This window comes from Hydrogeniiclostridium mannosilyticum (assembly GCF_003268275.1).
Taxonomy (GTDB): domain Bacteria; phylum Bacillota; class Clostridia; order Oscillospirales; family Acutalibacteraceae; genus Hydrogeniiclostridium; species Hydrogeniiclostridium mannosilyticum.
Window position 1 is genome coordinate 61457 of record NZ_QLYR01000011.1, and the last position, 13304, is coordinate 74760.

At 53.9% G+C, this 13304-nt stretch carries 11 protein-coding genes; 6 read left to right on the forward strand and 5 right to left on the reverse strand.

Annotated elements, in window-relative coordinates; genetic code table 11:
• Nucleotides 1-50: 50 nt before the first annotated feature.
• Both DPQ25_RS12475 and DPQ25_RS12480 read left to right on the forward strand, forming a co-directional pair.
• Entirely contained in the window at nt 51-668 is a 618-nt protein-coding gene (locus DPQ25_RS12475) for a metalloprotease family protein (protein WP_112333506.1), read from the forward strand.
• 79 nt (nt 669-747) lie between these two features.
• Nucleotides 748-1554: a hypothetical protein gene (locus DPQ25_RS12480; protein WP_177577070.1), complete on the forward strand. Its 807-nt coding sequence runs from the start codon at nt 748-750 to the stop codon at nt 1552-1554.
• 156 nt (nt 1555-1710) lie between these two features.
• Here DPQ25_RS12480 and DPQ25_RS12485 read toward each other — a convergent pair whose 3' ends face one another.
• On the reverse strand, nt 1711-2163 hold the full coding sequence (locus tag DPQ25_RS12485; protein ID WP_112333507.1) for a hypothetical protein: 453 nt from the start codon (nt 2161-2163) through the stop codon (nt 1711-1713).
• The gene (locus DPQ25_RS12490; RefSeq protein ID WP_112333508.1) at nt 2150-2380 is read right to left on the reverse strand and encodes a helix-turn-helix transcriptional regulator; all 231 of its coding nucleotides are present in this window, start codon (nt 2378-2380) and stop codon (nt 2150-2152) included. Before DPQ25_RS12490 ends, DPQ25_RS12485 begins: the two co-directional genes overlap by 14 nt.
• Nucleotides 2381-2686: 306 nt before the next feature.
• Here DPQ25_RS12490 and DPQ25_RS12495 point away from each other — a divergent pair, with 306 nt between their 5' ends.
• Nucleotides 2687-4225: a nitrite/sulfite reductase gene (locus DPQ25_RS12495; RefSeq protein WP_112333509.1), complete on the forward strand. Its 1539-nt coding sequence runs from the start codon at nt 2687-2689 to the stop codon at nt 4223-4225.
• A gap of 92 nt (nt 4226-4317) precedes the next feature.
• On the opposite strand, the gene DPQ25_RS12500 is transcribed toward DPQ25_RS12495, so the two are convergent.
• The 3 genes from DPQ25_RS12500 to nifJ form a co-directional block, all read right to left on the reverse strand.
• The gene (locus DPQ25_RS12500; protein ID WP_112333510.1) at nt 4318-4866 is read right to left on the reverse strand and encodes a hypothetical protein; all 549 of its coding nucleotides are present in this window, start codon (nt 4864-4866) and stop codon (nt 4318-4320) included.
• A 77-nt stretch (nt 4867-4943) separates the two neighbouring features.
• Entirely contained in the window at nt 4944-5330 is a 387-nt protein-coding gene (locus DPQ25_RS12505) for a hypothetical protein (protein WP_112333511.1), read from the reverse strand.
• A 201-nt stretch (nt 5331-5531) separates the two neighbouring features.
• Nucleotides 5532-9086: a pyruvate:ferredoxin (flavodoxin) oxidoreductase gene (gene nifJ, locus DPQ25_RS12510; protein ID WP_112333512.1), complete on the reverse strand. Its 3555-nt coding sequence runs from the start codon at nt 9084-9086 to the stop codon at nt 5532-5534.
• A 504-nt stretch (nt 9087-9590) separates the two neighbouring features.
• Here nifJ and DPQ25_RS12520 point away from each other — a divergent pair.
• From DPQ25_RS12520 to DPQ25_RS12530, 3 genes are all read left to right on the forward strand, one after another.
• Nucleotides 9591-11084 (forward strand): hemolysin family protein, encoded by a 1494-nt coding sequence (locus DPQ25_RS12520; protein ID WP_242978342.1) that lies wholly within the window; start codon nt 9591-9593, stop codon nt 11082-11084.
• Between the two features lie 179 nt (nt 11085-11263).
• On the forward strand, nt 11264-11794 hold the full coding sequence (locus DPQ25_RS12525) for a QueT transporter family protein (RefSeq protein ID WP_112333514.1): 531 nt from the start codon (nt 11264-11266) through the stop codon (nt 11792-11794).
• A gap of 67 nt (nt 11795-11861) precedes the next feature.
• On the forward strand, nt 11862-13229 hold the full coding sequence (locus tag DPQ25_RS12530) for a TrkH family potassium uptake protein (protein WP_112333515.1): 1368 nt from the start codon (nt 11862-11864) through the stop codon (nt 13227-13229).
• The last annotated feature ends 75 nt before the right edge of the window (nt 13230-13304 follow it).

A 13304-nucleotide genomic window follows, 5' to 3' on the forward strand; every position in this document is an offset into this window, starting at 1 on the left:
GCGCTTAGCGGCAATCCATATTTTATCTTGGCAGGAGGCGTGAGGAGGATATGAAAAATCTGACGGAGATTCCAGACGGCTACCGGACGATATGGAGCTTGGACCTGAAAAGCGATCAAAAAAAGGCGCTGTGGTTGAATCTAACAGCGCTGATAGTGATCGTGGGGATGGCGGTTGCGGCGGCGTTTGCTGTTCCGCTGAATTTTTTACTGGATTTATCCCGCTTTTTTCATGCGGGCGGAGTCAGCGGTATACTGGCGGTGCTCTGGGAGGCCTTGGGAAAGCTGGCTGCCATTGTCATCGGCACAGTTGCCTGTCCGCTGCTTCAGGCGCTGCTGAACGGCCTGCTGGGCAGATGGCTCAGCGGTGTGAAGCCCACTTACGGCTTTACAGGGCTGGTTCTGTACACCAGCAGCAACGCCTGCTTTACAAAGCGCGGTTATATTGCCCTTTTACTGCTGCCGGCGGCGATTTTGGGAGCGCTTCTCCTTCTGGTGAACCTATTGGTTCCGCTTTCCTGGTTTTGGGTGGTTTACCTGATTCAGGCCTGCAATCTCTCCAGCGCCGTGGCGAGCGTTTACACGGCCTGTAAGCTTTTCCGGCTGCCCGCAGACATCCTGGTGCAGGATGCGGGAGCGCGCATGACGGCCTATGTAAAAGCAGAATAAAACCAATGATTGTTATGCTGGCTGAAATTGACTGAAGCAGCCGGTGAATAAGCAGAAGTTAAGAAAGGGAGATTGTGTGATGGCAGAGATGATTGCAAGGCGGCAGTTCGACCCCTTGTACATTTGGCTGGACCTGGGGTTTCTGTTGTTTTTTGCATGCCTGTTGCTGCTGCGCAAAAAGTATATGACGGTTTTGACCGGCTTGCTTGCCGGCCTGCTGTATATGGTAGTGGATTTCGGTATTTTCCACCTGGTTTGCGGCGCCCGGGAAATTTCCGGCGGCTACAGCCTTTTCTGGGTGCTGCTTTGGATGTCGATGAGCTACGGCTTTACCAATTTTGCCTGGATCTGGCTCTGGATCTCGAAGGATCACCGGCTTCTGGAATGGTCAATGCTGATATTGACATGGTGGTTCTGCTGCCCGTTGATTACCCGGACCTTCGGCGGTGGCCTTGAACCGATCACCATTCAGCGGACAACAGGCTCCTATCATGGCTATATGGCGCTTATCCTTTTGGTAGGATACCTGGGGTTGATTGTCTGGAACCTGTGGCAGAAGGAGCAAGAGACCAGGGCGCCGATCCTATGGCTGTTGGCAATCGGCATCCTGGTGCAGCTCGGCTGGGAGGCGATGCTCCTGGTGGGCGGTGTCCGCAGCGCCGGATTCAGCAGCCTGGCGGATAAGCTCTCGCCGCTGCTGGTAAATTCCCTGTTGGAGACGAACTTGGGTATGCCCTATATCTATGTCATTTTTATTCTGTACTCCAGCCGCCGTACGGAAGGGCTGCGCCGCCGCTCAGACAGGTTGACATGTTTAGCGCGTATCCGGGAGCTAAACGGGCGGCGGGTACGGGATGTACCGTCTGACGGCGGTTATTTTGCCTGAGCGGGATAATAAGCAAAAGGGCGTTTTTCCCTGCCCTTCTGTTTTACCCTCATCCGATGGCTCCGAAGGCAGCGGATGAAACGGCGCCGCGCTAAAATGGATAATAGCAGCGTGAAGCACGGCGCCCCGTTTTGCCGGGAACCGATCGAGCCAGGTTCAATGGCTGCTATAAAATACATAAGCTGTTATTTTCAAAAACAGCGTGACCGCCAGAATGACGATGGACACATAAAAGGCTGTCATATTATACAGTGCGGTGGTAACCGTGGCAAAGAGCAAAAAGAGAAGAAGAATATCCAGCACCGCACCCCCGCTCTTGTCGTGCAGGTACTGCTTTCTTTCCTCCAGCTCGGTTTGCATTTGTTCTTTTAACAAGGCTTTATTTTTAAGCAGCTTCTTATAGCGGAGGATTCTGCGGAGAATGAAAAGAATGCCGCCGAAGAAGATCACCTTGCTGGTGATACCGGCAAAATTGGTCATCACCCTGGAGTCTCCGCCGGTCTCGCCAACAATGACCATGTAAATCAGCATAACAGCTAAAATTCCCCAGGACGTACGAACGCGCCATTTAATTTTATCCGTGTAGCTGAGCGAATCAGATTTCCTCATACCGCAGATCCTCCAATTCTTTATTTTCTTTTAAGCAGCAAAGCTCTTCGACGGTTACTCCAAACACAACAGCCATGCGGTAAGCCAGCATAAGGGACGGACTGTACTGGCCCTTTTCAATTGAAATGACAGTCCGTGCAGAAACATGGACAAGCGCAGCCAGCTCCTGCTGTGTCATTTTTAATTGGGTACGAAGTTCTTTTACTCTGTTTTTCATCTTGCAGTGCCCCGTCTTTAAAAGTAAATTGTTCACAGCATAATATGAAGTTAACTTCATATTACGCTGATTCAACAAATTTGTCAAGCAAAAGCTGAAGTCTACTTCAGCTTTTTGTACGGACAACAACAGGATTCATGAGCGGGTTTGTCAGGATTTTATATGCGCGAAAACTTGACAAATGTGGTATGATAAAGATAAGTACACAAAAAATTTTTGTATCTTACCGCGTGAATACAGGCGGCAAGGATGTTGAACCGTGCAAAATAAAGCGGCCGAGAGGATGTTTAAAGGAGGAAACGCCCAATGCGGGAACAATGGATGGACCGGTTTACGGCAAGAATCAGCGATTTTGAAGAAAAATTGGAGGCATTTAATAAAGGTGAAATTGACCGGAAGGCCTATAAGGGGGTTTCGGGCGGCTTTGGCAGCTATGCACAGCGGGACCCGGCTAAGAACATGCTGCGGCTCCGGCTTCCGGGCGGCCGGATGACGAAGGAGCGCCTTGGCTTTATTGCCGGGACGGTGGAACAATATGGCATCGATCTCCTGAAGCTGACGACTTGTGAGACGGTACAGCTCCATAATTTGGCGCCGGAGCAGGTCGCAAAAATTATGGAAGCCGCTGCTGAGGCGGGCATCTACACCCTGGGGGGCGGCGGCGATAATCCGCGCAATGTGATGTGCAGCCCGCTTTCAGGCGTACAGCAGGGTGAAGCATTCGACGTGATGCCATATGCGGAGGCTGCCACTGGCTATCTGCTTTCGATTGCGGATAGCATCCATATGCCTAGAAAGCTGAAGGTTGCGTTTTCAAACGGGGCGGAGGATTCGGTTCACGCGGCATTTCGCGACATGGGCTTTCTTGCCAATCCGGACGGGACGTTTGATCTTTATATCGCCGGCGGCCTGGGCGCTAACCACAAAATGGGAATTTTGGCGCAACAGGCCGTACCGGCGGAAAAAATCCTATATTATATCAAGGCCATGGTCTTAACCTTCTGCGCGCATGGCAATTATGAGAATAGGGCCCGGGCCCGCACGCGTTATATGCAGGAGACGCTGGGTGAAGAAAAGCTTCGCAGGATATTCCTGGAATATGTGAGCCAGGTTCAGCGCGATGAAAAGCTGGATCTGCATGTGGAGGCCGTGGATGTCCAGAAAAGTGGAGAGGGCATGCTTGAGGATGCGCGGGTGACAGCTCAGAAGCAGCACGGCTTGTATGCGGTTCGCTATCAGCCTGTCGGCGGCTGTCTGCCGCCGGAAAGGCTGTCGGCGCTTTACCGGCTTATAAAGGATTTTCCTGCGGTAGAGTGCAGGGTGGCGCCGGACGAGGGGCTTTATATCATTCATTTGACAGCGGACGAGGCCCGGAAGGTACTGGAATTAACCAAGGATGGAGCTCAAAACGAATTTGAAAAAAGTGTTGCCTGCATTGGCGCAAGCATCTGCCAACAGGGGGTTCGGAACAGCCAGGCAACGCTGGCGGCGGTGGTGGAAAAAGTGCGCGAGCGTCATTTTCGGGACGGCGTCCTGCCGCGCATCCGGATTTCAGGGTGTCCGTCCAGCTGCGGCGCGCATCAGGCGGCGGCGCTGGGCTTTCAGGGCTGTGTAAAAACCGTTGACAAAAAACCGCTGCCCGCCTATCGGCTATTTATCAACGGTACGGATAAGCTCGGAGCTGCCAGCTTCGGCGAGCCGGCCGGTGTTATGCTGGAGTCGGATATTCCCGCTTTTCTATTGGAGCTTGGCGAGCTGATAGAGTTTTCTCACTCGACCTGGGCCGAGTGGGCGCCGCAAAACAGTGAGAAGCTTCAGGCGCTTGCCGCCCGCTATTGCGCGTAAAGCGGGGGACGGCCTTGCGATAATATAAAGTAAAACAACCCCCGCTCTCATCCGGCTGGCCCGAATGAAAGCGGGGGTTATGTTGTGTTCCCTTATCTTCTAAAGGTATGGGAAGAGTTTTCCTGTACCAAAAGGAGAGAGCCGTCTCCCTGGTCTGTTAAATAAAAAGTGGAAGCAGCGTCCTGAATGACAATTTCACCGCCACTCACAGTCCATATACCTGCGCCACCGATACCGGATCCATTCCGGACCTCACAGCTGCCGTCCTCATTTAAAACAATGGTAAGGGCGGCCTGTTTGGTTAGTTCTTCGCCGGCAATCTCCTCAAACTCCTCAATGGTAAAGGTCTGGCCGTTTGCTGCAACCTCAACGGTTTTCCAGGTCCCCGTATATTGGGCCTGGGCATCGGCCTGGGAGGCAGGCGGGATGTCCCAATCAGGTTGTGCGGATTCAGTTTTTCCGGCCCCTTGGGAAGCTTCATCTTCAAAGGCCGTACCGGGCGCCGACGAAGGCGCCGACGAGGGCGCCGGCTGCTCGCCTTTAAGCATATCCTTCATCAGGCCTGGGAGCGTGCTGCTGCACCCAACCATATTGATGGTAAAGATAAAAACCGCTAATAGTAAGAGGATTTTTTTCTTCATCTTCTTGTACACCTCAGATACCAGCCCAACCGTTCCAAAGCTGCCGCCAGCTTCTGATAAGGGGAAGGATTAAGCTTTTACTGTTTCTTGAATTTGAAGGTCGTGCCGCTTTGCTCCATAACGAGCAGCCCATCCTCTTCGGTCAGCTCAATGGTGGAAGCAGAATCCTTAATGGTAATTTTGCCTTCGCCCTCGGTCCACTTGCCGGTGCCGCTGGTACCGGCAGCATTTTTAACCTCGCAGCTGCCGTTGCCGTTGAGTACAATGGTCAGGTCAGCCTGGTTGGTAAGAGAGTCGCCAGCGAGCTCATTGAACTCCTCAATGGTAAAGGTCTGGCCAGCGGCGGAAACCTCTGAGGTTTTCCAGGTACCGACGTACTTGGAGTCGGAATTGCCGCCTGAGCAGCCAACCATTACAACAATGACCATCAAGGTCGCCAAAAGGGACGCCATTACTTTTTTCATTTCTCTAATTCTCCTCAATCAATATTTACCGCTCAACCCATCCGGTCTATTTGGTCTCAGATGGAATAATCCGGTTTTCTAATTATAGTATATTTCCAATGTTCTTGCAAGGGAAAAATCGTCGTATAAAACACAAAAACAGGTCCTCTCCTTTGGTGAAAAAGACCTGTTTTCGCTATGCTGGTAAATAATGGAGGTTATTTATTCGTTGGACATCTCCGCCAGATGTTCATATCTCTCCTTGGCCACTTTTTCAGCTTCGGTGAAGAGCTTTTCAGCACGATCCGGGAAAGCACGGGTCAGAGAGTTGTAACGAACCTCACCCATGATGAAGTCACGGTAGCTGGCGGTCGGCGCCTTGCTGTCGAGGTGGAACGGATTCTTGCCTGCGTCAGCAAGTCTGGGGTCGTAGCGGAAGTTCTGCCAGTAGCCGGCCTCAACAGCCTTTTTCTCCTCAGCCTGAGCAATGCTCATGCCGCCCTTGATGCCGTGGTTGATGCACGGTGCGTAGGCGATGATGATGGAGGGGCCGTTGTAGCTCTCAGCCTCGGTGATGGCCTTAATGCACTGGTTATAATCAGCGCCCATGGCGACATGCGCTACATAGACATAACCGTAGCTCATGGCAATGGCCGGCAGATCCTTCTTCTTGGTCGCCTTACCGGTTGCAGCAAACTGTGCGACAGAGCCGAGCGGGGTGGACTTAGAGGCCTGGCCGCCGGTGTTGGAGTAAACCTCGGTGTCAAAGACCAGGATATTTACATTCTGACCGGAGGCAAGAACATGATCCAGGCCGCCGAAGCCGATGTCGTAGGCCCAGCCGTCGCCGCCGAAGATCCACATGGACTTCTTGGCGAGGTAATCCTTATCCTGAAGGGTCTTGGCGGAAAGCTCGCAGCCGTCTGCGGCAGCTTTCTCAAGCTCGACAATCAGGGCATCCGCGGCGCCGCGGTTTGCCTTGCTGTCATCGAAGGTGTCAAGATAGTTCTTGCAGGCCGCCTTCATTTCCTCAGAGGCCTTGTCAGAAGCAGCGAGCTCCTCAACATAGCCGGCCAGCCTGCCGCGGATGGCGTTCTGAGCGAGCGTCATGCCCAGGCCAAACTCAGCGTTGTCCTCGAACAGGGAGTTGTTCCAGGCGGGGCCGTGACCCTTTTTGTTGACGGTGTACGGCGTAGCCGGAGCAGATGCGCCCCAAATGGAGGAGCAGCCGGTCGCATTGGCAATGTACATACGGTCGCCAAACAGCTGGGTGACGAGCTTCGCGTAGGGGGTCTCGCCGCAGCCCGCGCATGCGCCGGAAAATTCGAGCAGCGGCTGCTTGAACTGGCTGCCCTTTACGGTGCTCTCCTTGAACTTGTCAAAGACGGCGGGCTTCTGGTCGAGCGAACGTGCGTAGTCGGCGCCTTCCTGGCTGATGAGCTGAGTCTCCATTGGCTTCATGACCAGGGCCTTTTCGCCCTTCATGCCCGGGCAGACCTGTGCGCAGGAGCCGCAGCCGGTGCAGTCATAAGCGGAAACCGTCATGGCGAACTTCATGCCCGGCATGCCGGTCATATCCTTCATCTTCATGCTCTCCGGGGCCTTGGCGGCTTCTTCCTCGGTCATGGCAACGGGGCGGATAACCGCGTGCGGGCAGACGTAGGAGCAGAAGTTGCACTGGATGCAGTTGGCCGGGTTCCACTCGGGAATATCAATGGCGATGCCGCGCTTCTCATAAGCGGAAGTGCCGGAGGGCACCGTGCCGTCCGCCATTTTCTCAAAAGCGGAGACCGGCAGGTCGTTGCCCTTGTATTTGTTAGCCGGAATCAGGATGTTCTTGACATAGTCCACGGCATCGGCACGGCCCTCAATGACGGCCTCCTCCACTGCTTCGTCCTCTGCGTTTTTCCAAGACTCCGGCACGTTGACCTTGACAAAGTCGGTTGCGCCGTGCTCAATTGCCGCATAGTTCATGTCAACAATCTTCTGGCCCTTCTTCGCGTAGGAATGCAGGGCGGCGTCCTTCATGTACTGAACGGCCTGCTCAGAGGGGATGATGTCGGCAATCTTGAAGAAAGCAGATTGCAGAATGGTGTTGATGCGGCTGCCGAGCCCGATTTCTTTACCGAGCTTAATACCGTCAATGGTGTAGAAGTTGATATCGTTTTCAGCAATGTAGCGCTTCATTTTTGCGGGGAGATGCTGGTCCAGCTCCTCCTCGGTCCACTGGCAGTTCAGCAGGAAGCTGCCGCCCTTTTTCAGATCCTGAACCATGTCGTACTCATGGACATAGGAGGGCTTGTGGCAGGCGACGAAGTCAGCCTTGCTGATATAATAGGTGGATTTGATCGGCTTCTTGCCAAAGCGCAGGTGAGAAACCGTCAAACCGCCGGATTTCTTTGAGTCATAGGCAAAATAGCCCTGTGCATACATATCGGTATGGTCGCCGATAATCTTGATGGAGTTCTTGTTGGCGCCGACGGTGCCGTCCGCACCCAGGCCCCAGAATTTGCAGGAGGTGGTGCCGGCCGGTGTGGTGTCGGGGTTCTCGCTGATATCCAGGGACAGGTGGGTCACATCGTCCACAATGCCGATGGTGAAGCGCTTTTTCGGCGTTTCGGCCTCCATGTTGCGGAACACGGCAATAATCTGGGCCGGTGTGGTGTCCTTGGAACCGAGGCCGTAACGTCCGCTGTAGACCGGTACGGAGCCGAACTCGGTGCCGTTGAGGGCGGCGAGAACGTCGAGGTACAGCGGCTCGCCAATGGAGCCGGGCTCTCTGGTGCGGTCAAGCACGGAGATCTTCTTGACGGTCTTCGGCAGGGCATCGGTCAGGAAGTCGGCAACAAACGGGCGGTAGAGGTGAACCTTAACAAGGCCGACCTTGTCGCCGGCGGCGTTCAGGTAGTCCACCACTTCCTCCGCGCATTCGCAGACGGAGCCCATGGCGATGATTACGCGCTCAGCGTCGTCAGGGCCATAGTAGTTGAAGGGCTTGTAGTCGGTGCCGATTTTCTCATTGACCTGATTCATGTAGTCGACAACAACCGCCGGAAGGGCATCGTAGTATTTGTTGCCGGCCTCGCTGGCCTGGAAGAAGAAGTCGTCGTTTTGAGCGGTGCCACGGGTGGCGGGGTGCTCCGGGTTCATGGCGCTGCGGCGGAAAGAGTCCACGGCCTCCCAGTCGAGCATGTCGCCCAGGTCCTTATAGTCCCACATATGAATCTTCTGCACCTCATGAGAAGTACGGAAGCCGTCAAAGAAGTGCAGGAAGGGGACGCGGCCCTTAATGGCGGCCAGATGCGCTACGGCGCCCAGGTCCATAACCTCTTGCGGGCTGTTGGAGCAGAGCATGGCATAGCCGGTCTGGCGGCAGGCGTAAACGTCGGAGTGGTCGCCGAAGATGCACAGGGCGTGGGTGGCGAGTGAACGGGCAGAGACGTGGATGACGCTCGGCAGGAACTCACCGGCCATTTTGTACATGTTCGGGATCATCAGCAGAAGACCCTGGGAGGCGGTGTAGGTGGTGGTCAGGGCGCCTGCTGCCAAGGAGCCGTGCACGGCTCCTGCTGCGCCGCCCTCGGACTGCATCTCCGTGATGCGGACCTCCTGGCCGAAAAGATTTTTGCGGTTGGCGGCGGAATACTTGTCCGTTTCATCCGCCATGGGGGAGGACGGTGTAATGGGGTAAATTGCCGCAACGTCCGTAAACGCATATGAAACGTGTGCGGCGGCGCTGTTGCCGTCCATGGTTTTCATTTTTCTGGTGTCCGTCATTCTAAATATGTTCCTCCTTTTAAGGATAATCAATGAATGAGCTTCCAGTGAAAATGCACAGATTGACACATTTTTCACTTTCAATAAATTCTATCATTTTTCAGGCGTTCTGTAAAGATGCAAAGGGATTTTTATTTGTAATTTCACGGTTATTTTCTGCCCCTACACGGGGCCGGGCGGCCGCGAGCCCATCCGTTTTGGCTTAAAGCGTGATATTTACTCAAATTTACTTTAATGAATGGAAATTTCCGGCTTTTTTGCCGGTAGGGTCCGTCCTGCGGGGCCAGGCTCGCTCCTGCGAAGCTTTTTGGCGCTTGCAAGAAAACCTTTTTATACGATAAAATAAAAAGCAATGCATACCGGGGTGCGAAAACCACGCCGGGCAAACGGCGGCGGCGCCCAGCACGGGCAGAAGGCCGCCATTGCGCGGTTGCCGGGGGGAGGGGACCAGCCCTTTGGCAATATGTATCAAGAAAAATCAATAAATTGAAAGGGGTAAACCAAATGCCTCCTGAACCTGAAGGCAACCTTATTACCGCGCTGCTTGGGGCGCAGGCCGTCCAGCCGGCCGCGGCAGCGCAGGCACAGGGAGAGACGGCGGGACTGATGTCCGTATTATTGCTGATTATCCTTGTATTAGTCAACGGCTTTTTTGCCGCATCCGAAATCGCCGTCATCACCCTGAACGACAACAAGATCAGGAAAATGGCGGAGGAGGGCAACAAAAAAGCAAAAAGAGTCCTGAAGCTGACACAGAACTCCAGCCGGTTCCTCTCGACCATCCAAATCGGCGTGACATTGGCGGGCTTTCTGACCTCAGCGTCGGCTGCGCAGAGCTATTCCGCCATGCTGACCGATTGGCTCATGCAATTTATTCCAGGCTCCCGGTCGGTAATCGATGGAGTAGCAACCGTTATTATTACGCTGATTCTGTCGTACTTTTCGCTGGTCTTCGGCGAATTGGTGCCGAAAAAAATCGCCATGCAGAAGGCCGAGGCGCTCAGCTTCCGGTTTGTGGGAATATTGCAGGCTGTCAGCGTGATATTCCGGCCGTTTATCTCGTTGCTGACGGTCTCTACCAACCTGGTGCTGAAGCTCATCGGCATCAATCCCGACGCTGCGGAGGAAACCGTCACGGAGGAGGAAATCCTCATGATGGTGGATGCCGGAGAGGAAAAGGGCGTGCTCGACGAGAGCGCCAAGGATATGATCTCCAATATCTTTGATTTCAACGATGCCACCGCGGTGGAAGCCATGACGCATCGGACGGATATTGCGGCGGTGGAGGACGATGCCTCTATTCAGGATGTCGTCGACCTCTCAATTGCCGAGGGCTATTCCAGAATCCCTCTCTACCATGAGGATCTGGACAATATTCTGGGCATTATTTATGTAAAGGATCTGCTGAAATACGTCAGTACGGATTTGACGCCTGATGTTCCGCTTACGGCGATTATGCGCCCGGCTTTCTTTGTGCCTGAGAGCAAGAGCTGCGCCGACCTGTTTAAGGAAATGACCGAGCGCAAAACGCAGATTGCCATTATTGTGGATGAGTACGGCGGCACCGAGGGCCTGATTACTATGGAGGACCTGCTCGAATCCATTGTGGGCAATATTCAGGATGAATATGACCACGAGGAAGAGGAGATCCATCAGATGAGCGAGAACACCTATAAGGTGGACGGCAGCACGCCGATTGACGAAATTGAGGATCTGACCGGCGTGACGCTGCCCGACAGCGAGTACGACACCATTGCGGGCCTGATGATGGAGCGCCTGGGCCGTGTGCCCGCTATTGGGGAGCACCCCAATGTGAAAATCGGGCGGCTGAACCTGACCGTGCTTGAGGTTGAGGACAGGCGGATTTCCCGGATTATGATCGAGCGGGAGCCCTTACCGCCGCAGGACCTGGAGGACACGGAGAAGGAAGCTAAAAAGGATAAGGAAAAAAAGAAGAAGGCGTCTGCCAAAGAAAAGGCGGATGCGCCGGCTGAATAAAGGCCTCCGGCGGCGCCCTGCGGAAATGGAAGTCCGGCAGGGCGCTGCCTTTTTCCCTTATGATTGCCTATTGATTTTATCAAATATTTATAGTATTGTTATGTACAGCGCCGTTTTGAACACCCCGGCGCGGTCAGTCGCAAACTCCTGACCTAAAATAAAACTACGGAGGAAAAAGAATGAAAAGAAATACCCGCGTACGCTTTTTGACAGAGGCCGCCATGATTGCCGCCGGCTATACGGTGCTGACGCTGCTGGCAATGATGCTGAACCTGGCCTATGGCCCCGTGCAGTTCCGCTTTTCTGAGGCGCTGACGGTTCTGCCGGTTTTGACGCCGGCGGCGGTGCCTGGTCTTGCCGTCGGTTGCCTGCTCTCCAATTTATGGAGCAGTATGGGGGCGCTGGATATTATTTTTGGTACGGCCGCTACCCTGCTGGCCGCGCTGACGACTTACATGGTGCGTAATATCCGCGTGAAGGGCATTCCGATTTTGGCGCCGCTGCCGCCGGTTCTGTTCAACGCCCTGATTGTCGGTGTGGAAATTACCATTGTGTCGCCAGGCGGCTTTGTGTTTCCGGCCTTCTTGGCGAACGCGCTCAGCGTGGGGCTGGGCGAGCTGGCTGTTTGCTATGTACTGGGCCTGCCGCTGCTTGTAGCGCTGGAAAAGGCCATGGGGGCCTATAAAAATGGGCGTGGCGTCTCCCATTAACCGTAAAGGGAAAATGACTGATTATTAATTTTAGAGGTGCTTTGGAGTGAGTGAAAGTCCGTCGTTAATGAAGCGTATCAAGGCCATGCCCCCCGTCAGGCTGATTGTTGTCAGCTTTTTTCTGATTATATTAGTGGGAACCCTGCTGCTGATGACCCCGGCGGCCGCGCGGGATGGCCGGGCAACCTCTTTTGTAGACGCCCTGTTTACCGCAACATCTGCGACCTGCGTGACGGGCCTGGTGCCATTTGACACCTGGACGCATTGGAGTCTTTTCGGCCAGATCATCATCCTTGGCCTGATTCAAACAGGAGGGCTGGGCGTGGTAACCTTTACCACAGGCTTTACCATTTTGGTGCGCCGTAAGCTGGGCCTGCGGGATTTACAGCTTGCAACGGAGAATACGGCGGGAAATACGATTGATGTTATCCGCTTGGTACGGATGATTCTTGTTTTTACATTTTCGAGCGAGCTGATTGGGGCGGGCCTGCTGTCCATTCGCTTTATTGGGGATTACGGCCCGCTGAGGGGCATATGGATTTCTGTTTTTGAAGCGGTGTCGGCCTATTGCAACGCAGGCTTTGACATCCTGGGCTTTCGCTGGAAGGATGGGAGCATGACGGGCTATGCGGACGACCCGCTGGTCTGCCTGACCATTGCGGGCCTAATTATCCTGGGCGGCCTCGGCTTTATCGTTATCAATGATATTTACATCAAAAAGATCCAGCCGCGCTTGAAAAAAGAAACGAGGGGGCACCTGAACCTTCACTCCTCTATTGTTCTCAAGATGACGCTTTTTCTGCTTGTTTTGGGAACGGTTCTCTTTTTTGTTCTGGAATATGACAACACCCTTCAAGGGCATAACTTTTTTGAAAAGCTGAATATTTCCTTCTTCCAGTCCGCGAGCGCGCGGACTGCCGGGTTTGCCGCTGTGGATATGGGTCAAACGCATGATGTTACAAAGCTGTCTACCATATTCCTCATGTTCATCGGCGCGGCGCCCGCCTCTACAGGCGGCGGCTTGAAGGTGACGACGTTTATTATTCTGATTTCCACGGTGGTCAGCGTTATACGCGGCTATGACGACACCATTCTCAGTAAGCGCAGAATTGACAAGGCCATTGTTTACCGGGCCCTGACCATTTTAGGGCTGGCTTTTCTGGTGGTATTTGTCACCAGCGGCGTGATTATGGCTACGAACGGCCAGCATCCGGTTTCGGCAATCGACGCGCTGTTTGAGTCGGTTTCCGCTTTTGCTACCGTTGGGCTTACCGCCAATATGACGCAGTTTTTGAGCCCGGTTTCTAAAATTGCGCTTAGCTTCGCAATGTTTATCGGGCGCGTAGGCCCGGTGTCTCTGGGGCTGGCGCTGTCTACCCATAAAAACCATAAGAGCGGTGCGGTGCTGCCGGAGGGGAAGGTCATTGTCGGGTAACCGGCTGAAGAATAACCGTGTGAAAAAACGGAACGGTGCAGTTTATAGGCTACACCGTTCTGTTTTTATGTTTTA

Bases quoted from the DNA above. Each gene is read 5' to 3' on its own strand.
- DPQ25_RS12500 (WP_112333510.1), bottom strand. From the start codon at position 4,866: ATGAAGAAAAAAATCCTCTTACTATTAGCGGTTTTTATCTTTACCATC.
- DPQ25_RS12520 (WP_242978342.1), top strand. From the start codon at position 9,591: ATGCCTCCTGAACCTGAAGGCAACCTTATTACCGCGCTGCTTGGGGCG.
- nifJ (WP_112333512.1), bottom strand. From the start codon at position 9,086: ATGACGGACACCAGAAAAATGAAAACCATGGACGGCAACAGCGCCGCC.
- DPQ25_RS12480 (WP_177577070.1), top strand. From the start codon at position 748: ATGGCAGAGATGATTGCAAGGCGGCAGTTCGACCCCTTGTACATTTGG.
- DPQ25_RS12475 (WP_112333506.1), top strand. From the start codon at position 51: ATGAAAAATCTGACGGAGATTCCAGACGGCTACCGGACGATATGGAGC.
- DPQ25_RS12490 (WP_112333508.1), bottom strand. From the start codon at position 2,380: ATGAAAAACAGAGTAAAAGAACTTCGTACCCAATTAAAAATGACACAG.
- DPQ25_RS12505 (WP_112333511.1), bottom strand. From the start codon at position 5,330: ATGAAAAAAGTAATGGCGTCCCTTTTGGCGACCTTGATGGTCATTGTT.
- DPQ25_RS12485 (WP_112333507.1), bottom strand. From the start codon at position 2,163: ATGAGGAAATCTGATTCGCTCAGCTACACGGATAAAATTAAATGGCGC.
- DPQ25_RS12525 (WP_112333514.1), top strand. From the start codon at position 11,264: ATGAAAAGAAATACCCGCGTACGCTTTTTGACAGAGGCCGCCATGATT.
- DPQ25_RS12530 (WP_112333515.1), top strand. From the start codon at position 11,862: ATGAAGCGTATCAAGGCCATGCCCCCCGTCAGGCTGATTGTTGTCAGC.
- DPQ25_RS12495 (WP_112333509.1), top strand. From the start codon at position 2,687: ATGCGGGAACAATGGATGGACCGGTTTACGGCAAGAATCAGCGATTTT.